General features: G+C 67.2%; 17 protein-coding genes. 10 read left to right on the forward strand and 7 right to left on the reverse strand.

Annotated elements, in window-relative coordinates; all coding sequences use genetic code 11:
• The 4 genes from DK26_RS26840 to DK26_RS26855 form a co-directional block, all read right to left on the reverse strand.
• The gene (locus DK26_RS26840) at nucleotides 1-747 is read right to left on the reverse strand and encodes an ABC transporter permease subunit (protein WP_066479455.1); all 747 of its coding nucleotides are present in this window, start codon (nucleotides 745-747) and stop codon (nucleotides 1-3) included.
• A 3-nt stretch (nucleotides 748-750) separates the two neighbouring features.
• On the reverse strand, nucleotides 751-1,596 hold the full coding sequence (locus tag DK26_RS26845; protein ID WP_066479457.1) for an ABC transporter ATP-binding protein: 846 nt from the start codon (nucleotides 1,594-1,596) through the stop codon (nucleotides 751-753).
• A complete protein-coding gene (locus tag DK26_RS26850) occupies nucleotides 1,593-2,570 on the reverse strand; it encodes an ABC transporter substrate-binding protein (protein WP_066479459.1) in 978 nt (325 codons plus the stop codon). Before DK26_RS26850 ends, DK26_RS26845 begins: the two co-directional genes overlap by 4 nt.
• A 395-nt stretch (nucleotides 2,571-2,965) precedes the next feature.
• On the reverse strand, nucleotides 2,966-3,415 hold the full coding sequence (locus DK26_RS26855; protein WP_066479462.1) for a hypothetical protein: 450 nt from the start codon (nucleotides 3,413-3,415) through the stop codon (nucleotides 2,966-2,968).
• A 224-nt stretch (nucleotides 3,416-3,639) separates the two neighbouring features.
• Between DK26_RS26855 and DK26_RS26860 the strand changes: the two genes are divergently transcribed.
• The 9 genes from DK26_RS26860 to ccoS all read left to right on the forward strand — a co-directional run bounded on the left by DK26_RS26860 (nucleotide 3,640) and on the right by ccoS (nucleotide 12,648).
• Nucleotides 3,640-4,287: a helix-turn-helix domain-containing protein gene (locus DK26_RS26860; RefSeq protein ID WP_083533630.1), complete on the forward strand. Its 648-nt coding sequence runs from the start codon at nucleotides 3,640-3,642 to the stop codon at nucleotides 4,285-4,287.
• Nucleotides 4,288-4,576: 289 nt separating this feature from the next.
• Entirely contained in the window at nucleotides 4,577-6,181 is a 1,605-nt protein-coding gene (gene ccoN, locus DK26_RS26865) for a cytochrome-c oxidase, cbb3-type subunit I (protein WP_248310115.1), read from the forward strand.
• A gap of 12 nt (nucleotides 6,182-6,193) precedes the next feature.
• Entirely contained in the window at nucleotides 6,194-6,964 is a 771-nt protein-coding gene (gene ccoO / locus DK26_RS26870; RefSeq protein ID WP_066479467.1) for a cytochrome-c oxidase, cbb3-type subunit II, read from the forward strand.
• Nucleotides 6,965-6,972: 8 nt separating this feature from the next.
• A complete protein-coding gene (locus DK26_RS26875) occupies nucleotides 6,973-7,131 on the forward strand; it encodes a cbb3-type cytochrome c oxidase subunit 3 (RefSeq protein WP_066479469.1) in 159 nt (52 codons plus the stop codon).
• A gap of 3 nt (nucleotides 7,132-7,134) precedes the next feature.
• Nucleotides 7,135-8,022 carry a cytochrome-c oxidase, cbb3-type subunit III gene (gene ccoP, locus DK26_RS26880; protein WP_066479472.1) on the forward strand — a complete coding sequence of 296 codons (888 nt, stop codon included), beginning with the start codon at nucleotides 7,135-7,137 and terminating at the stop codon, nucleotides 8,020-8,022.
• A gap of 1 nt (nucleotide 8,023) precedes the next feature.
• Nucleotides 8,024-9,460: a cytochrome c oxidase accessory protein CcoG gene (gene ccoG, locus DK26_RS26885; RefSeq protein ID WP_066479476.1), complete on the forward strand. Its 1,437-nt coding sequence runs from the start codon at nucleotides 8,024-8,026 to the stop codon at nucleotides 9,458-9,460.
• Nucleotides 9,461-9,721: 261 nt separating this feature from the next.
• Nucleotides 9,722-10,243 (forward strand): FixH family protein, encoded by a 522-nt coding sequence (locus DK26_RS26890; RefSeq protein ID WP_066479477.1) that lies wholly within the window; start codon nucleotides 9,722-9,724, stop codon nucleotides 10,241-10,243.
• 3 nt (nucleotides 10,244-10,246) lie between these two features.
• Nucleotides 10,247-12,454 carry a heavy metal translocating P-type ATPase gene (locus tag DK26_RS26895; protein ID WP_066479480.1) on the forward strand — a complete coding sequence of 736 codons (2,208 nt, stop codon included), beginning with the start codon at nucleotides 10,247-10,249 and terminating at the stop codon, nucleotides 12,452-12,454.
• Nucleotides 12,451-12,648 (forward strand): cbb3-type cytochrome oxidase assembly protein CcoS, encoded by a 198-nt coding sequence (ccoS, locus tag DK26_RS26900; protein WP_066479485.1) that lies wholly within the window; start codon nucleotides 12,451-12,453, stop codon nucleotides 12,646-12,648. The genes DK26_RS26895 and ccoS overlap by 4 nt, the downstream gene beginning before the upstream one ends.
• Before the next feature lie 199 nt (nucleotides 12,649-12,847).
• Here ccoS and DK26_RS26905 read toward each other — a convergent pair whose 3' ends face one another.
• Both DK26_RS26905 and DK26_RS26910 read right to left on the reverse strand, forming a co-directional pair.
• On the reverse strand, nucleotides 12,848-14,767 hold the full coding sequence (locus DK26_RS26905; RefSeq protein ID WP_066479487.1) for a PAS domain S-box protein: 1,920 nt from the start codon (nucleotides 14,765-14,767) through the stop codon (nucleotides 12,848-12,850).
• Between the two features lie 16 nt (nucleotides 14,768-14,783).
• Entirely contained in the window at nucleotides 14,784-15,539 is a 756-nt protein-coding gene (locus DK26_RS26910; RefSeq protein WP_083533632.1) for a helix-turn-helix domain-containing protein, read from the reverse strand.
• A 141-nt stretch (nucleotides 15,540-15,680) separates the two neighbouring features.
• Between DK26_RS26910 and DK26_RS26915 the strand changes: the two genes are divergently transcribed.
• Entirely contained in the window at nucleotides 15,681-16,412 is a 732-nt protein-coding gene (locus tag DK26_RS26915; RefSeq protein WP_066479489.1) for a response regulator, read from the forward strand.
• Nucleotides 16,413-16,436: 24 nt separating this feature from the next.
• On the opposite strand, the gene DK26_RS26920 is transcribed toward DK26_RS26915, so the two are convergent.
• Entirely contained in the window at nucleotides 16,437-17,111 is a 675-nt protein-coding gene (locus DK26_RS26920; protein WP_066479493.1) for an HAD hydrolase-like protein, read from the reverse strand.
• Between the last annotated feature and the right edge of the window lie 147 nt (nucleotides 17,112-17,258).

Below are 17,258 nucleotides of genomic sequence, written 5' to 3' on the forward strand. Positions count from 1 at the left end.
TCACCGTTGGCGGCGCGCCTGGAGGCGCCGGTCGATCATGTTGAGGATCGTGTTGACGAAGGTGACGGTCAGAAGCACGAGCAGGATCAGCGCGTACATGTGCCCGTTCTCGAACAGGTTGTAGGCATAGGCGATGGCGTAGCCGATCCCGGCGCCGGAGAGGATGAACTCCGAGGCGATGACGCCGATGAAGGAATACGCGACCGAGAGCTTCACGCCGGTGAAGAGATAGGGCAGCGTCGCCGGCAGCTCGATCAGGAGCGCGGTCTTGGCACGCGACATCCGGTAGATCTGCCCGGTCTTGCGCAAGACGCGCGGGATCCGGTCGAGCCCGTTCAGCGTCGCGGTGATCATCGAGACGACAGCGAGCAGCACGGCGATCGCGATGATCGAGGCCGAGCCGACGCCGAAGAGCGTGATGAAGATCGGATAGAAGACGAAGGTCGGGACGGCATAATAGCTCGCCAGCAGCGGCTCGAGCGCGTCACGCAGCGCCGGCAGCGAGTAGATGATCAGGCCGGCCACGAAGCCGAGCAGGATCGAGAGCGCGGTCGAGATGGCGATGTTGGTGAAGGTCGTCCTGATATCGGCCGAGAACTGGCCGGTGCGCAGGATCTCGGCGAGCTCGACCACCATCTGCGAGGGTGCGAGCATCACCATGCGGGGGATGACGCCGATCCGGCAGAGCAGCTCCACCGTGAGGACCATCGTCGCGACGACGATCAGGCGCAGCCATTTTTCCGACATGGCTCAGCTCTTTCCGGTCGACATGATCTTCAGCGCCTCGACGCGCAGCTTCTCCCAGAGCCGGGCTGTGATGTCGCCGAAATGCGGCGTCGAGACCACGCGGCTGTCGCGGTCGCGCTCCCAGCCGGTCTCGACGAAGTCGATGAAGGTGCCCGGCCTGGTCGATATGACGCCGACCCGGTCGGACAGCATCGCCGCCTCGTCGAGCGCGTGGGTGATCAGCAACACGGTGGCCGAAGTCTCGCGCCAGAGCCGCAGCAATTCGTCGCCCATCAGCAGGCGGGTCTGCTGGTCGAGCGCGCCGAACGGCTCGTCGAGCAGGATCAGCCTGGGTTGCATCACCAAGGTGCGGGCGATGCAGACGCGCTGGCGCATGCCGCCGGAGAGCTGGGCCGGAAACGAGGCCGCGAAGTCCTTCAGGCCCATGAAGCCGATGGCATAATCGACGCGGCGCTTGATCTCAGCCGGGTCGACGCCGGCGCGCCGGAGTCCGAAGGCGACGTTGTCGCGCACATTGAGCCAGGGGAAGGAGGCGTCCTCCTGGAAGACGACGCCGACGCCGTCGGGCACGCCGTTGACCGGCTTGCCCTCGAAATGCGCCGTGCCAGCCTGCGGGGCGCTCAGCCCCGCAAGAATGTCGAGCAAGGTCGACTTGCCGCAGCCGGACGGGCCGACGACCGAGAAGAACTCCCCCTTGGCGAGGTCGAGATCGATCGGTCCCAGCGCGTGCAGTGTGGACTTCGGCAGCTGGAAGACGCGGGTGACGCCACGCAGCGTCGCATGGGCTTCAGCGGGCGCCGGCTGCTGTTTGAGTGTCACGACCTTGGCGCCCGTTGCTGCCGCGCTCATTGCTTGGCCTGCAGATCGGCAGGCAGGAAGGACTTGTCGAGGATCGTCGACCAGTCGATGTCGCTCTTGACCTCGCCGATCAGCTTCAGGCCCTCGACCATGCGGTTGAGCTCGGTGACGTTGAACTCGCCCTCGGACCACATCTTCGGGCCGATCATGTTGTCGACGGCTTCCTTGGCGACGGCGGGTTCGAGCTTGTAGAGCTTCTCGATGATCTTGGCGGTCTCGGCCGGGTCCTTGTAGATCGCCTGCACGCCGGCGCGGCGGCCGGCGATGATCGCCTTGAGCTTGTCGGGATTCTCCTGCGCGAACTTGCGGGTGGTGATGCCGACCGAGGTGGTCATCGGCTTCAGGATGTCGCCGGCCTTGTAGACGGTGCGGTACTTGTCCTTGCGGATGATCGAGAGCGGCTCGATCAGCACCGAGCCGACGATCGCGCCCTGCTCGAGCATGGTCAGAGCGGGAACATAGCCGCCGGCGGCGACGCGCTGGACCTTGCTCTGGTCGATGCCCTTCTCCTTCAGGACCATCAGGAAGAGCATTTCGGAGACGGATTTCGGCGAGGTGATCGCGACCTTCTTGCCGACGAGGTCCTCGACGCTCTTAACGTCGGAGTTCGGCATGGTGACCATCGAGGCCTCGGCGACGCTGCGCGTGCCGGTGTTGACGATGATCAGGTCGAGGCCCTGGGCCTTGGCGGCCAGCGCCGCGGAGACCGCGACCTCGCCATAGGGCGTCGCGCTGGCGAGGATGTTGCGCACCGTGGTGCCGCCGCCGCCGGAGCCGATGATGCCGGTGATGTCGATGCCGGCCTGCTTGAACAGGCCCTTTTCCATCGCGACCGCATAGGGGGCGCCGTAGAGGCTCGCGCCCCATTGCGTCACCGAAATCTCCTCGGCGCGCACCGGCGCCTGCAGGCACAGAGCCGCGACCGCAGCCGCCGCGAACTGCCGGATACCAAAGAAGCCCGTCATCCCTCTCTCCCGATCAAGTCCATGCCTGCGATTGTTACCGTTCCGGCATGCTTCCAAATTTTCATTTGTATACAAATAACGATCTCAGCATGCAGAAACCTTGTCAAGCGGGTAAGTGCCCATAAAACGACGGCGGTCGGAGCGGATTTTGAGCGGCCGGTTTGGCCTGGCGCACAAGGCATCTACGCCATATCGCGTGCGATATGGCCTTGGATCGATGCAAAAAGCTCCTTTGGGCCGGCGCAGGGCGCACCGCCGGAATCGACATGCAGCAACGGGGCCAGCATCGGGGCCGCAATGGCGTCTGGCAAGCGCGAATGCCGCCGAGCGGCGGATCCAATATTGTTCGTGTACGAATTATCTTGCTGCAGGCGGGGCCGCTCGGCCGGGCCGGGTCAGCCGGCGGAGCTTGCCCGCAGCGTGACCCGATCGAGGGCATAGCCGGTGCGGGCGAGGCTGCGATCGTCGAAGGTCGCGATCGAGACCGGTTCGAGGTCGAGCAGGACCGAGGGCAGGCCGAGCTCAGCGGCGAGCGCGTTGGCGAAGCGCATCAGCGCTCGTGTCGGCACCGAACCGGGCAGGCGGGCGGTGGCGAGCTCGGTGATCTGCAAGGTCGCCTCGTCGCGCAGGGAGCGCAGTACGCAAAAGGCGAAGATCGCATGGACGCAGCCGCGCGCATCCTCGAGGATGACGAGACCGCGCCGGCCGTCCCTGCCGGCATAGGAGCGCAGATAGCGCGTCCACTGCGCCTTGCTCACATCGGGATGGAACATAGAGACGAGCTGATAGGCCCGGCCGGCTTCCGCGGGCGTGATCCGTCTTGCTTGCAGGATATCGTCGCTCACCTTGTTCCCTTCCTCCCAGGGCCGGCGGAGAGGACAGGTGCGGCAACCCGTCCGCATTGATCAGGATCAATTACAGACCTACGCTTTGATGCATGGCTCCTTCCGGTTTCGGCGGCACCGCGATGCGGGTCGCAGCGAGGTGAGACGCCGTGGATTGCAGTATTCTGGCCTGTGCCCAGCAACGCCCCCCGAAGGCGGGATGTCAGACTTGCGGCATTCGCCCGATGAGCATCTGCGCTTGCCTGGCCTCGGACGAGCTCGCTCTGCTCGACGCGCTGGCCCATCCGGTGACCTTCGGCGCCAAGGAAACGCTCTTCGTCCAGGGCCAGCCGGCCGAGGCGGTCTATAATCTCACCGGCGGCGCGGTGCGGCTCTACAAGCTCCTGCCCGACGGGCGCCGGCAGATCGTCGGCTTCGCCCTACCCGGCGATTTCCTCGGCCTAGCGATGCGCGATGCCTTCGGCTTCTCCGCCGATGCGATCGAGACCGTCACCGCCTGCGCCTTCCCGCGCTCGGCCTATTCGGCGCTGGTCGACGCCAAGCCGCATCTGCTGCGGCGCCTGCACGACTACGCCACGCATGAACTGACCCTGGCCCAGGAGCAGATGCTGCTTCTCGGCCGGCGCAATGCCGAGGAACGGCTGGTCTGCTTCCTGCTGACCATGCGCGAGCGCTGGGCCAGGCTCGGGCGCTCCACGACGACGATCGAGCTGCCGATGAGCCGCCAGGACATCGCCGATTTCCTCGGGCTGACAATCGAAACGGTCAGCCGGACCTTCAGCAAGCTGGCCAGGAACCGCAAGATCCTGATCGTGCCGGACGGGGTGCGCCTGCTCGACCTCGAGGGCATGACGAGCCTGGCTGCGGCCTGAGCGGCCGGCCGGCGTGTCACCGCGCGGAGCGCCGGGTGCGGCTTTGCGCGCCGATTGCTGCGCCGCAAAATCGTCGCCGCGAGCACTGGCGTCCGAGCGCTTTTCCCTTTGATCGCCTCGCGCTTCCCGCTCTTCAGAAGCAGTTGATCTGCATCAAGGCCAAATCCCGCACGGACGGGTAACCCCTCGGCAGGAGGCGCCTGTGTTGCGCCGCAGCGAGATGAAGGGGTGTCGCATGGCGGCGATTGGCTATCCGATCCGGCGGGCCACGGTGGGAGAGATAGGCGGGATGGTGCTCGCGGCCGCGTCCGTGCTGCCGCTGATTCTGATCGCTGCCATGACTGAGGACCGCGGGTATGCTTTCCATGCGGCCCTCGGGGCGCTGGCGGCGCTGGCGTCCGTATTCCTGATCGCGAACCGCTGCTTCCGGCCCGGCCAGGTGCCGGCGCCGCAGGAGATCGGCGGCCGGCCGAACTACAATATGGAGCCGGTCAAGTTCGCGACCGTCGCCGCGATGGTCTGGGGTATCGCCGGCTTCACGGTCGGGCTGATCATCGCCCTGCAGCTCGCCTTCCCCGATCTCAATTTCGACCTGCCCTGGATCAATTTCGGCCGGCTGCGGCCGCTGCACACCTCGGCGGTGATCTTCGCCTTTGGCGGCAACGTGCTGATCGGCACCTCGTTCTACGTGGTGCAGCGCACCAGCCATGCCCGCCTCGCCGGCGATCTCTCGCCCTGGTTCGTGGTGCTCGGCTACAACCTCTTCATCGTCATCGCCGGCACCGGCTACCTGCTCGGCATCACCCAGAGCAAGGAATACGCCGAGCCGGAATGGTATGCCGATCTCTGGCTGACCGCGGTCTGGGTCGTCTATCTCCTGGTCTTCCTTGGCACGCTCGCGAAGCGCAAGGAGCCACACATCTATGTGGCGAACTGGTTCTATCTCGGGTTCATCCTGACCATCGCCGTCCTGCATATCGGCAACAACGTCGCTTGGCCGGTCTCGATCCTGTCGCCGAAGTCCTACGGCCTCTGGTCGGGCGTGCAGGATGCGATGTTCCAGTGGTGGTACGGCCATAACGCGGTCGGCTTCTTCCTGACCGCCGGCTTCCTGGCGCTGATGTACTACTTCGTGCCGAAGCGGGCCGAGCGTCCGGTCTACAGCTACCGACTCTCGATCATCCACTTCTGGGCGCTGATCTTCCTCTACATCTGGGCCGGCCCGCACCATCTGCACTACACCGCGCTGCCGGACTGGGCGCAGACGCTCGGCATGACCTTCTCGATCATGCTGTGGATGCCCTCCTGGGGCGGCATGATCAACGGGCTGATGACCCTGTCTGGCGCCTGGGACAAGCTGCGCACCGATCCGGTCCTGCGAATGATGGTCGTCTCGCTCGCCTTCTACGGCATGTCGACCTTCGAAGGTCCGCTGATGTCGATCAAGGCGGTGAACGGGCTCTCGCACTACACCGACTGGACCATCGGCCATGTCCATTCCGGCGCGCTCGGCTGGGTCGCCTACATCTCCTTCGGCGCGATCTACTGCCTCGTGCCCTGGCTGTGGAACCGCAAGGAGCTGTATTCGCTCAAGCTGGTGAACTGGCACTTCTGGATCTCGACGCTCGGCATCGTGCTCTACATCTCGGCGATGTGGGTGTCGGGGATCATGCAGGGCCTGATGTGGCGGGCCTACACCTCGCTCGGCTTCCTCGAATACTCCTTCATCGAGACGGTCGCGGCGATGAAGCCCTACTACGTGATCCGCGCGATGGGCGGCGGCCTCTTCCTCGCCGGCGCGCTGATCATGGCCTTCAACCTCTGGATGACGGTGAGGAGCGGCGCGCCGCAGCGCGAGCACGCGCCCGATCCGCAGCTCGTCCCCGCCCAGTAAGGAACCTGTCCCATGTCGAGCCTCGACGCCCCCAAGCAGGCGCCGCGCCAGTCGCTGTGGTCGAAGCACAAGATCTTCGAAACCAATTCGATCATCCTGGTGATCGGGGTGCTGATCGTGATCTCGATCGGCGGCCTGATCGAGATCGCGCCGCTGTTCTACCTGCGCAACACGATCGAGAAGGTCGAGGGCATGCGGCCCTACACGCCGCTGGAGCTCGCCGGCCGCGCGATCTATGTGCGCGAGGGCTGCTACAACTGCCACAGCCAGATGATCCGGCCGCTGCGCGACGAGATCGAGCGCTACGGGCATTACTCGCTCGCGGCGGAAAGCATGTACGACAAGCCCTTCCAGTGGGGCTCGAAGCGGACCGGGCCCGATCTCGCCCGCGTCGGCGGCAAGTACTCCGACGAATGGCAGCTTGCCCATCTCAATCGGCCGCGCGATCTCGTGCCGCAGTCGATCATGCCGGGGTATCCCTTCCTGGCGAAGACCGAGCTGAACTACAACGACATCGCCAACCATCTGCGCGCCAACCGCGCCAGCGGCGTCCCCTACACCGACGAGATGATCGAGGACGCGAAGCGCGATCTCGAGGCACAGGCGACGCCTGACCATCCGCGCGCCGCCGAGCTGGAGAAGCGCTACCCGAAGGCGCAGATCCGCGACTTCGACGGCGACGGCCAGAAGATCAGCGAGGCCGATGCCCTGATCGCCTATCTGCAGGTGCTCGGCACGCTGGTCGACTTCAAGCTCTACGACGACAAGGCCAACATCCGGTGAGCACCGCCATGACGACATCGACCTACACCTGGCTCGCTCAATTCGCCCAGTCGACCGGCGTCCTCTACTTCATGGGCGTGTTCCTGGCGATCTGCGCCTACGCCCTCTGGCCGAGCAACCGCGCGCGCTTCGAAGAAGCGGCCCGCACCCCCCTGCGGGAGGACTGAACCATGGCCGAGCAGGACAAGCACGCACCGCAATTCGACGCCGCCACCGGCCAGTCGACCACCGGCCATGAGTGGGACGGCATCCAGGAGCTGAACACGCCGCTGCCGCGCTGGTGGCTCGGCATCTTCTACGCCACCATCATCTGGTCGATCGGCTACTGGGTGGTCTATCCGGCCTGGCCGTTGCTGACCGATGCGACCAAGGGCGTGATCGGCTATGCCTCGCGCATCGACATCGCCCAGGACATGGCGCTGTTGAAGCAGGAGCGCGCAGCCCAGTCAAAGGCGCTGACGGAAGCTTCCTTCGAGCAGATCAAGGCCGATCCGGAGCTGTTCCGCATCGCCATGGCGCAGGGCAAGGCCGCCTTCGGCGACAATTGCGCCGCCTGCCACGGCGTCGGCGGGGGCGGGGCCAAGGGCTATCCGAACCTCAACGATGACGACTGGCTCTGGGGCGGCTCGTTCGCCGAGATCCAGAAGACGCTGGAGCACGGCATCCGCTTCGCCGGCGATCCGGATACGCGCGTCAGCCAGATGCCGGCCTTCGGCCGCGATAAGATGCTCGACGCCGCCCAGATCCGCGCCGTCGCCAACCATGTCCGGTCGATCGCCGGCCTGTCGACCGAGCCGAAGGCCGATCTCGCCGGCGGCGCCAAGGTCTATGCCGACAACTGCGCCGCCTGCCATGGCGACCAGGGCAAGGGCAATCGCGAGATGGGTGCGCCCGACCTGACCGACGCGATCTCGCTCTACGGCATGGACATGGCGTCGCTGACCGAGACGATCGCCAACAGCCGCAATGGCGTGATGCCGGCCTGGCGGCAGCGGCTCGACGCCACCACGATCAAGGCGCTGACCGTCTACGTGCACTCGCTCGGCGGAGGCCAATAACATGTCGACTGCCGACGCAGACGATCTGCCCCTCTTCGCTCCCTCGAAGAAGGTTTATCCGCAGAGCGTCTCCGGCCCGTATCGGAGGGCGAAATGGATCATCCTCGTCCTCTGCCTCGGTATCTACTACCTGCTGCCCTTCCTGCGTTGGGACCGCGGCCCCAACCTGCCGAACCAGGCGGTGCTGGCCGACATCGCCAATAACCGCTTCTACTTCTTCTTCATCGAGATCTGGCCGCAGGAGGTCTATTACTTCACGGGGCTGCTGATCCTGGCGGCCTTCGTGCTGTTCCTGATGAATGCCGTCGCCGGCCGGGTGTGGTGCGGCTATCTCTGCCCGCAGACGGTCTGGACCGATCTCTTCCTCGCCGTCGAGCGCTTCTTCGAGGGCGACCGGCGCGAGCGGATCAAGCGCGACGAGGCGCCCTGGTCCTTCGACAAGGCCTGGCGCAAGAGCGCCAAGCACGCGGTCTGGTTGGTGATCGCCTGGTGGACCGGCGGTGCCTGGGTGCTCTACTTCGCCGATGCGCCGACGCTGGTGAAGGAGCTCGCGACCTTCACCGCCCCGCTCTCGGCCTATGTCTGGATCGCGATCCTGACCTTCACCACCTATTCGCTGGCCGGGATCATGCGCGAGCAGGTCTGCACCTATATGTGCCCCTGGCCGCGCATCCAGGCGGCACTGACCGACGACGACGCGCTCAACGTCACCTATCGCTACGATCGCGGCGAGCCGCGCGTCTCGGTGAAGCAGGCCCAGCGCCTGCGCAGCACCGGCGCCCCGGCTGGCGACTGCATCGACTGCAACCAGTGCGTCGCGGTCTGCCCGACCGGCATCGACATTCGCGACGGCGCGCAGATGGACTGCATCCAGTGCGGGCTTTGCATCGACGCCTGCAACACGGTGATGACCAAGGTCGGCTATCCCGCGGGGCTTATCGCCTACGATACCGACGACAACGTAAAGCGCCGGCAGGCCGGCCAGAAGCCGGTCTATCGGCCGCTGCGGGCCCGCACCCTGACCTATGCCGGCCTGATCCTGGTGGTCGGCGGGGCGATGGTCTACCAGCTCGCGACCCGCAAAATGGCGGACATCTCGGTGCTGCATGAGCGCTCGCCGCTGTTCGTCAAGCTCAGCGACGGCTCGATCCGCAACAGCTACACCGTGCGCCTGCTCAACAAGCGGCCGGAATCGCGGCCCTTCGCGCTGACGGTGTCGGGGCCGGCGGGGGCGCGCATCGAAGCGGTCGGCTCGGCGGCGACCGCCGATCTGCGGCCGGTCGTGACGGTCGAGCCCGACAGTTCGCGCGAGGTCCGCGTCCTTGTCACGGTTCCGGCGGATGTCCATCTCGAAAAGTCGCAGCCGGTCACCATCACCGCCTCGGATCTCTTCGCCGGCGAAGTCGTGCGGGCCGAGGATCACTTCATGGCGCCCTAGAGCGTTTTCGAGCGAAGTGGGTACCGGTTCGCGTGAAGAAAACGCGATAAAACAAAGAGATAGAGCATTTCCGCGATTCAGGGAATCGCGGAAATGCTCTAGCGCCGGATTTCTTGGGGCGGGTGCGCAATCGGCGCCTGCCCGAAGCCCGATCTGATCGGGATCAAAGCGTACAGGCAGGATCCATGCGAAATCCTCGCCCCGAGGCTTTCCCGTTCCTGTCCTAGCGAGAGCTCCATGTCCTGCTGCGGAGGCTTTGCCATGCCGATCGACCTGCCAGCGCCGCCTCCGGCGCCGCGCGCACCCTTCAGGCTCAGCGGCCGCTTCGTGCTCTTCGCGATGATCGGCTTCTTCGCCGTGGTCGCTGGCGTCAACGGGGTGATGATGACGATCGCGATCCGGACCATGCCGGGCGTCGACGTCCGGAGCGCCTACGAGACAAGCCAGCGCTTTAACCAGGAGATCGCCCGGATGCGGGCACAGAACGAGCGCGGCTGGCATGTCGACGCCGATCTGCGCCGGGAGGCCGGCACCGAGGTCGTGGCCGTGACCTTCGCGGACAGGTCGGGGCAGCCGGTCGCCGGGCTGTCCGTCGATGTCAGGCTGGAGCACCCGGCGCGGCGCGGCAGCGACCGGCAGGTCGAACTCGCCGAGATCGCGCCCGGGCGCTACCAGGCGCGGCTGTCGGATCTGCCCGCCGGAGCCTGGACGCTGGCGCTCACCGCCCGGCGGGACGGCGCTGCCGTCTTCGACACCCGTAGTCGCGTGATGCTGAAGGACTGAGCCATGGCTGACGGCCAGGATCTCTCGATCTTCGTGCGGCATGGCAGCGGCGGCGTCGCCGGCATGGAGCTCGCCGTCGACGGCATGCGCTGCGCCGGCTGCATGCATGCGATCGAGCGCGGTCTCGCCCGGGAGACCGGCATCCTGAACGCGCGCGTCAATCTCGCGCTCAAGCGCGTCACCGTCGAATGGCGCGAGGGCGCGCTGCGGCCGGAAGCCATCGTCGCCAGCCTCGCTGCGCTCGGATTCAAGGCCTACCCGTTTCTGCCGGCGCAGGAGCGCGAGGCGGCGCAGCAGGAGGACAAGCAGCTGCTGCGCTATCTCGGTGTCGCCGGCTTCGCCTCCATGAACATCATGCTGCTGTCGGTCTCCGTCTGGTCCGGCAACGCCAACGACATCAACCCGGTTACGCGCGACTTCTTCCATTGGGTCTCGGCGCTGATCGCGCTGCCGACCGCAGCCTATGCCGGCCGGCCCTTCTTCGAGAGCGCGCTGCGGGCGCTGCGGGCCGGCGCCGTCAACATGGACGTGCCGATCATGCTCGGCATCGTGCTGGCGCTCGGAATGTCGGTCGTCGTCACGCTGAACCATGGCGAGCACGCCTATTTCGACGGCGTGGTGATGCTGATCTTCTTCCTCCTGATCGGGCGCTATCTCGACCAGCTGATGCGCCGGCGCACCCGCGACCTCGCCGGCAATCTCGCGGCGCTCAAGGCGGAGACCGCGACGAGGCTCGGCGCCGACGGAACCAGCGTCGTGGTGCCGATCGCGGCGATCGCGGCGGGCGACCTCGTGCTGGTGCGGCCGGGCGAGCGGGTGAGTGTCGACGGGCTGGTCGAGAGCGGCAGCTCCGAGATCGACCAGAGCCTGGTCACCGGCGAGACCGCGCCGGCCTCGGTCTCCGCCGGCGAGCGCGTTCATGCCGGCACGCTCAATCTCTCGGGCGCGCTGACGATCCGGGTCGAGGCTGCGGGAGCCGGGACGCTGCTTTCCGAGATCGATCGGCTGATGGCCCAGGCGGTCGAGAGCCGCTCGCGCTATGTCCGCCTGTCCGACCGGGCGGCCCGGCTCTACGCGCCGGTGGTGCACGCGACCGCGCTCGCGACTTTCCTCGGCTGGATGCTGTTCGGGCTCGCCTGGCACCAGGCGCTGATCATCGCGATCACCGTGCTGATCATCACCTGCCCCTGCGCGCTCGGCCTCGCGATCCCGGCGGTGCAGGTGGTCTCGGCCGCGGCGCTGTTCCGGCGCAAGGTCATGCTGAAGCAGGGCGATGCGCTCGAACGCCTCGCCGAGGTAGACACCGTGGTGTTCGACAAGACGGGAACGCTGACCCTGCCAGAACCCGGTTTGAGCAATCTCGCGGCGATCGCGCCGGAGGTGCTCGCCGCCGCCGGAGGGCTCGCCGCGGCGAGCCGCCACCCGCTGGCCCGGCCGATCGCCATGGCGGCGGGCGAGCCGCGTCCGCTCGATACCGTGCGGGAGCATCACGGGCTCGGGCTCAGTGCCATGGTCGACGATGTCGAGATGCGCCTCGGCAGCGTCGCCTTCTGCGGTGCCGAGGCGGAAGCGGCGGCCGCATCTGCCGCCTATCCCGCTGCATCGCTGATCGCATGGCGCCATGGCGCGCGCTGCGCCGTTTTCGCCGTGGACCAGCATTTGCGGCCCGATGCGGCGGCGAGCATCCGCGATCTGCGGGCGCTCGGCCTCGACGTCGTCATCCTCTCCGGCGACCGGCTTGAGGCGGTAGCACCGCTCGCCGTGGCGCTCGGGATCGCCGAGTTCAAGGCCGGGCAGCGGCCGAACGAGAAGATCGCCGAGCTCGAGCGCCTGGCAGCCGCCGGCCGCCGGACGCTGATGGTCGGCGACGGGCTGAATGACGCCCCGGCCCTGGCGAAGGCCCATGCCTCGATGTCGCCGATCAGCGCGACCCAGCTGGCGCAGGCCTCGGCCGACATCGTCTTTCTCGGCGAGGAGCTGGCGCCGGTCGCGGCCAGCCTGCGCATCGCGCGCAAGGCGCGCCGGCTGATGGTGCAGAACCTCTGGTTCGCGGTGCTCTACAATGCCGTCGCCGTTCCGATTGCGATCGCCGGCTTCGCCACCCCGCTGGTCGCGGCGGTTGCGATGTCGGGCTCGTCGCTGGTCGTCACGCTCAACGCCTTGAGGGGCGGCCGCCAGCCGGCCACCCCTGCTCGGGAGGTCTCCGCATGAACATCCTGGTCGTGCTGATGCCGCTTGCCTTGGCGCTCGGCCTCCTCGGGCTCGCCGCCTTCTTCTGGAACATGCGTACGGGCCAGTACAGCGATCTGGAAGGGCCGGGCTGGCGCATCCTCGACGATGACGACCTCGCGACCGAGCCGGTGCCGGCCGATTCGCCGGTCGCGGCTCCGGGCCAGCGCTCGTAAGGCTCTCTCAAAGCGCTTCGTCATCCCGGGCTTGCCCCGGGATTCATCGGAGAGCGCTGGGGTCTTTCGAGGGATTTCGGACCGACGCCGCGCTACGGCTTGTCCGGAATGGCGAGGCCACTCTGCGGAGGTTCGGCAGCCTTCCACTTTCTGATGAGGATCAGCTGGCCAATGCGTTCCCGGCCAGCCCTACTGCGTCTCAGTCGAGCAACTCGCGAAGCCGCGTCGCCAGCTCGCGCGCCGTATAGGGCTTCTTCAGCCAGCCGCCCTCGGCGAGGTCTCGCCCCGGCAGCCCGGGTTCGGCATAGCCGGAGGTAAACAGCACCTTGATCTCCGGGCGAAGCGCACGTGCTTCCTTGGCAAGCTCGTCGCCGAGCATGCCGCCGGGCATCACGATATCGGTGAAGAGCAGGTCGATCTCGGGATGCTGCCCGAGCAAGGCGAGCGCCTGGGCGCCGGTCGCGGCTTCGATGACGCGATAGCCCTCTGTCTCGAGCCTGGCGACCGCGACGCGCCTCACCCGGGCATCGTCCTCGACCACCAGGATCAACTCGCGGCTCTGCGGCTGGCTGGCTGCGGGCGGGGCCTCTTCCGGCCGTTGCTCTGGCTGCACGGGAGCAGGCGCGGCGGCCGGCAGGAAGAGCTGCAGCGTCGTGCCCTTGCCGAGCTCGCTCTGGAGCTGGAGGTCGCCGCCCGACTGGCGGGCGAAGCCGAAGGCCATGCTGAGGCCGAGCCCGGTGCCGGCGCCGACGCCCTTGGTGGTGAAGAACGGCTCAAAGGCGCGCTGCTGCACCTCGGCGCTCATGCCGATCCCGGTATCGGCGACGCTGAGCAGGACATAATCGCCGATGCGTAGCTGCGGATGCTCCTGGGCGTAGTCGGCATCGAGCCGCCGGCGCGAGATCTCGACCGTGAGACGGCCGCCGCGCGGCATCGCATCGCGCGCGTTGAGCGCGAGATTGAGCAAGGCGTTCTGCAACTGCGCGCCATCGACGAGGGCGGTATGGCCGGCGCCGGTGACGACGGTGCGCAATTCGATGGCTTCGCCGAGGGTGCGTCGCAGCAGGTCGGCGAAATTCGAGACGAGCTGGCCGATATCGGTGAGCTTGGGCGTGAGCGTCTGGCGGCGGCCGAAGGCGAGCAGCTGGCCGGTCAGCTTGGCGCCGTCCTCGGCGGCGTCCTGCGCTTCGCGCAGCAGCACGCGCAAATCCTTGTCGTCGAGGCGGCGCTCGATCATTTCGAGATTGCCGCTGATCACCGTCAGCAGGTTGTTGAAGTCATGGGCGATGCCGCCGGTGAGCTGGCCGACCGCTTCCATCTTCTGGGCTTGGCGCAATTCCTCCTCCATCTTGTGGCGGCTCGTCAGGTCGCGGATGAAGCCGGTGAAGATGCGCTTGCCATTGGTCGCGGCCTCGCCGATGGCGAGTTCCATCGGGAAGGTGGTGCCGTCCTTGCGCTGGCCGGTGACGACGCGGCCGAAGCCGATGATGCGGCGCTCGCCGGTCGCGACATAGCGCGCGATATAGCCGTCATGCCTGTCACGATCGGGGTTGGGCATGAGCAGGCGGACATTGCGGCCGCAGACCTCGTCGGCGCTGTAGCCGAACAGCTTCTCCGCCGCCTTGCTGAAGGAGATCATCTCGCCGGCATCGTCGATCACCACCATCGCCTCGGGCACGGTTTCGAGGATCGAGCGCAGATGCGATTCGCGGGCGGCGAGATCGTCCTGGGCATATTTCAGATCGCTGATGTCGATATTCTTGGCGACGATCACCGGATCGGCGGCGCCATCCGGCAACAGGGCGACGCAGCGGCTGGCGACGAAGACCGGGCGGCCGCTGCGATGCCTCTGCCGCAGCTCGCCATGCCAGGTGCCCTGATCGCGCAGCCGGGCGGCCATCGCCTCTGGCGCGCCTTCGCAGACGGTGCCGAGCAATTCCTGAACATTGCGCCCCACGGCTTCCTCGGCACTCCAGCCGTAGAGCTGTGTGCAGCCGGTGGTCCAGCGTGCGATCCGGCCTTCGAGATCGTGGACGACGATGTTGGCGCCGTCGAGAATCCGGACGAGCTCGTCGATGCTGCCCCAGCTCGTGGCTTTCGGTTGGGTTGCGCTGGTCATCCGGCCTCGCGAGGGATCAGTGGGGCCAGGCGGCCAGCCGTGCCGCGCCTGTGCCGCGGGGCGGAGTATCGGTGTCGTCTTCGGCGCCGGCAAGCCGGGCGAGCGTCGCCGGGCGGCGAATCGCCAGGGCATGACGCCCTTCGGGCGCGATCACGCCACGTTGCGTCAGATTGGTGAAGGTGCGCGAGACCGTCTCGATGGTCAGGCCGAGATGGTCGGCGATGTCGGTGCGGCTCATCGGCAGCGGGATCGTGGCCGCGGGCTTGCCGCCTTCGGCGACGCGCTGGATCTGCCGCAGCAGGAAGCCGCAGACCCGCTCCTCGGCGCCGCGGCGGGCGAGCAGCATCATCTGCTCCTGGGCAGCGGCGACCTCCTCGCAGAGCGCTGCGATGAACTCGCGCGTCAGGGCGGGCGATGCCTCGGTCAGGGAGCGGAAGCGGCAGCGCTCGATCCGGCGCAGGCTGATCTCGTTCACCGCCTCGGCCGTCGCCGGGCAATGCTCGTCCGGGGCGAGGCCGATGATGTCGCCTTCCTGGGCGAAGCCGACGATGATCCGGCGCCCGTCCGGCAGGATGCGGTAGAGCCGCAGCACGCCCTTCAGCACCTCGAAGACATGCCGCGACCGGTCACCTTCCCAGAACAGCGTCGCGCCGGGCTCGAAGCTCTCGAGCGACTGGCCCGCGAACAGGCCGCGCAGGCTCGGCGTCGTCGGGGGGCCGGCGAGGATCGGGGCATGCCCCGGCAGGCTGGAAACCGCGCTTGCAATGATCATGGCCACCGTCTTCGTCTCCGATCCGATGGTGGCAATTGAACGCGCCCGCGTGACGCCGGAACGATGCGCATGTTACCGTGCGTGCTGAATTGCAACGGATTGTAACAGCCTTGGCCCGCCCGCTTTCGTCCCTATCCAGCCATGGCTGATCCGCAGAGCCGTGCCGAGCACATTCTCGTCGTCGACGACGACGCCCGCATCCGGCAGATGCTGATCCGCTATTTCGAGGGCGAGGGCTATCGCGTCAGCGCGGTCGGCGACGGCCGCGGCATGCGCGAGGCCCTGCAGCGCGGCGGCATCGACATCGTCCTGCTCGATCTCGTACTGCCCGGCGGCGAGGACGGGCTGATGCTGGCACGCGAGATTCGCGCCGGTTCCGACCTGCCGATCATCATGCTGACCGGCCGCGACGATGTCGTCGACCGGATCGTCGGGCTCGAGATCGGCGCCGACGACTACATCCCAAAGCCTTTCCATCTGCGCGAGGTGCTGGCCCGGCTGCGGACCGTGCTGCGCCGGCGCCCACGGGCCGAGGCGCCTGCGCCGAAAGCCGCAGGCGAGCTCATTCGTTTCGAGGGCTGGCAGCTCGACCTCGCGCGGCGACAGCTGCGCGCCCCCAACGGCGCCGAGATCATGTTGACCACCGGCGAGTTCGACATTCTGGCGGTGCTGGCCGGCCATCCCGGGCGGGTGTTCTCGCGCGACATGCTGATGGAGCGCACCCGCGGTCGTGCGCACGAGGCCTTCGACCGGTCGATCGACGCGCAGATCGCCAGACTGCGCAAGAAGGTCGAGCCCGATCCGAAGGCGCCGGCCCTGATCAAGTCGGTGCGCGGCGTCGGTTATGTCTTCACCGGCAAGCCGGCCGACTGAATCGCCAAGTCTGCCGCAGCGCGTTCAGCGGGCGGCGTCGGCCATCGCGCTGGTGAGGCCGAGCACGCGCGAAAGTCCGGTCATGTCCGGCAGGATCGGGGTCGCTGGCGGGAACGGATTGACGATCCCTTCGGCGACGATGCCGACGAAGGGCATGCCCAGGCTGCGGGCGGCGTGGAATTCGGTCGTCGAATCGCCGATCGCGACCATGCGGGCGGGGTCGTGCCCGTGCTCGGCGGCGAGCGCCGCGAAGGCGGCGGGCTTCAAGGTCGGCGCGCCGATGACGCGCTGGAAGAAGTGGCGCAGGCCACGGCGCTCGACGATCGCCTCGAGCTCCTCCCGCGGCGTTCCGGAAACCAGATGCAGCGGCAGGCGTGCCGCCGCCTCGCTGAGGAAGTCGAGCGCACCCGGGATCAGCCGACAGGCGACGACCTTTTCGTAGACGATGGTGCGGTAGCGCTCCGCCAGGGCCTCGATCGACGCCGACCCGGCCTCGCGCCCGAACAGTGCGACCTCGAAATGGCGGAACTTCTCGCGCCGGCTGATGCCGCCATGGGCATGGTGGTAGCGGTCGATCTCGCTCCGCTGCTCGGGTGTCGCCTCGGGATAGGCATCCTGAAAGGCCTGCGACTTGATCTCGACGGAATCGACGATGACCCCGTCGAAGTCGAGCACGACGCTCAATGGCACAGCCTGCATCTCGTCTTCCGCTCTCTGATGGCGAAACCGCCTTCGGCGATCCACCGGCCGTCGTCCCGCTTCCCGGCGGGAAAGCCGCCGTATCTTGCGAGCGCCGCTGCGTTGATCGGCAGGACCTTGCTTGGCGAACTCGGCACCCGGCCCGGA

Source organism: Allobosea sp. WAO (genome assembly GCF_001509835.1).
In the GTDB taxonomy this organism is placed as follows: domain Bacteria; phylum Pseudomonadota; class Alphaproteobacteria; order Rhizobiales; family Beijerinckiaceae; genus Allobosea.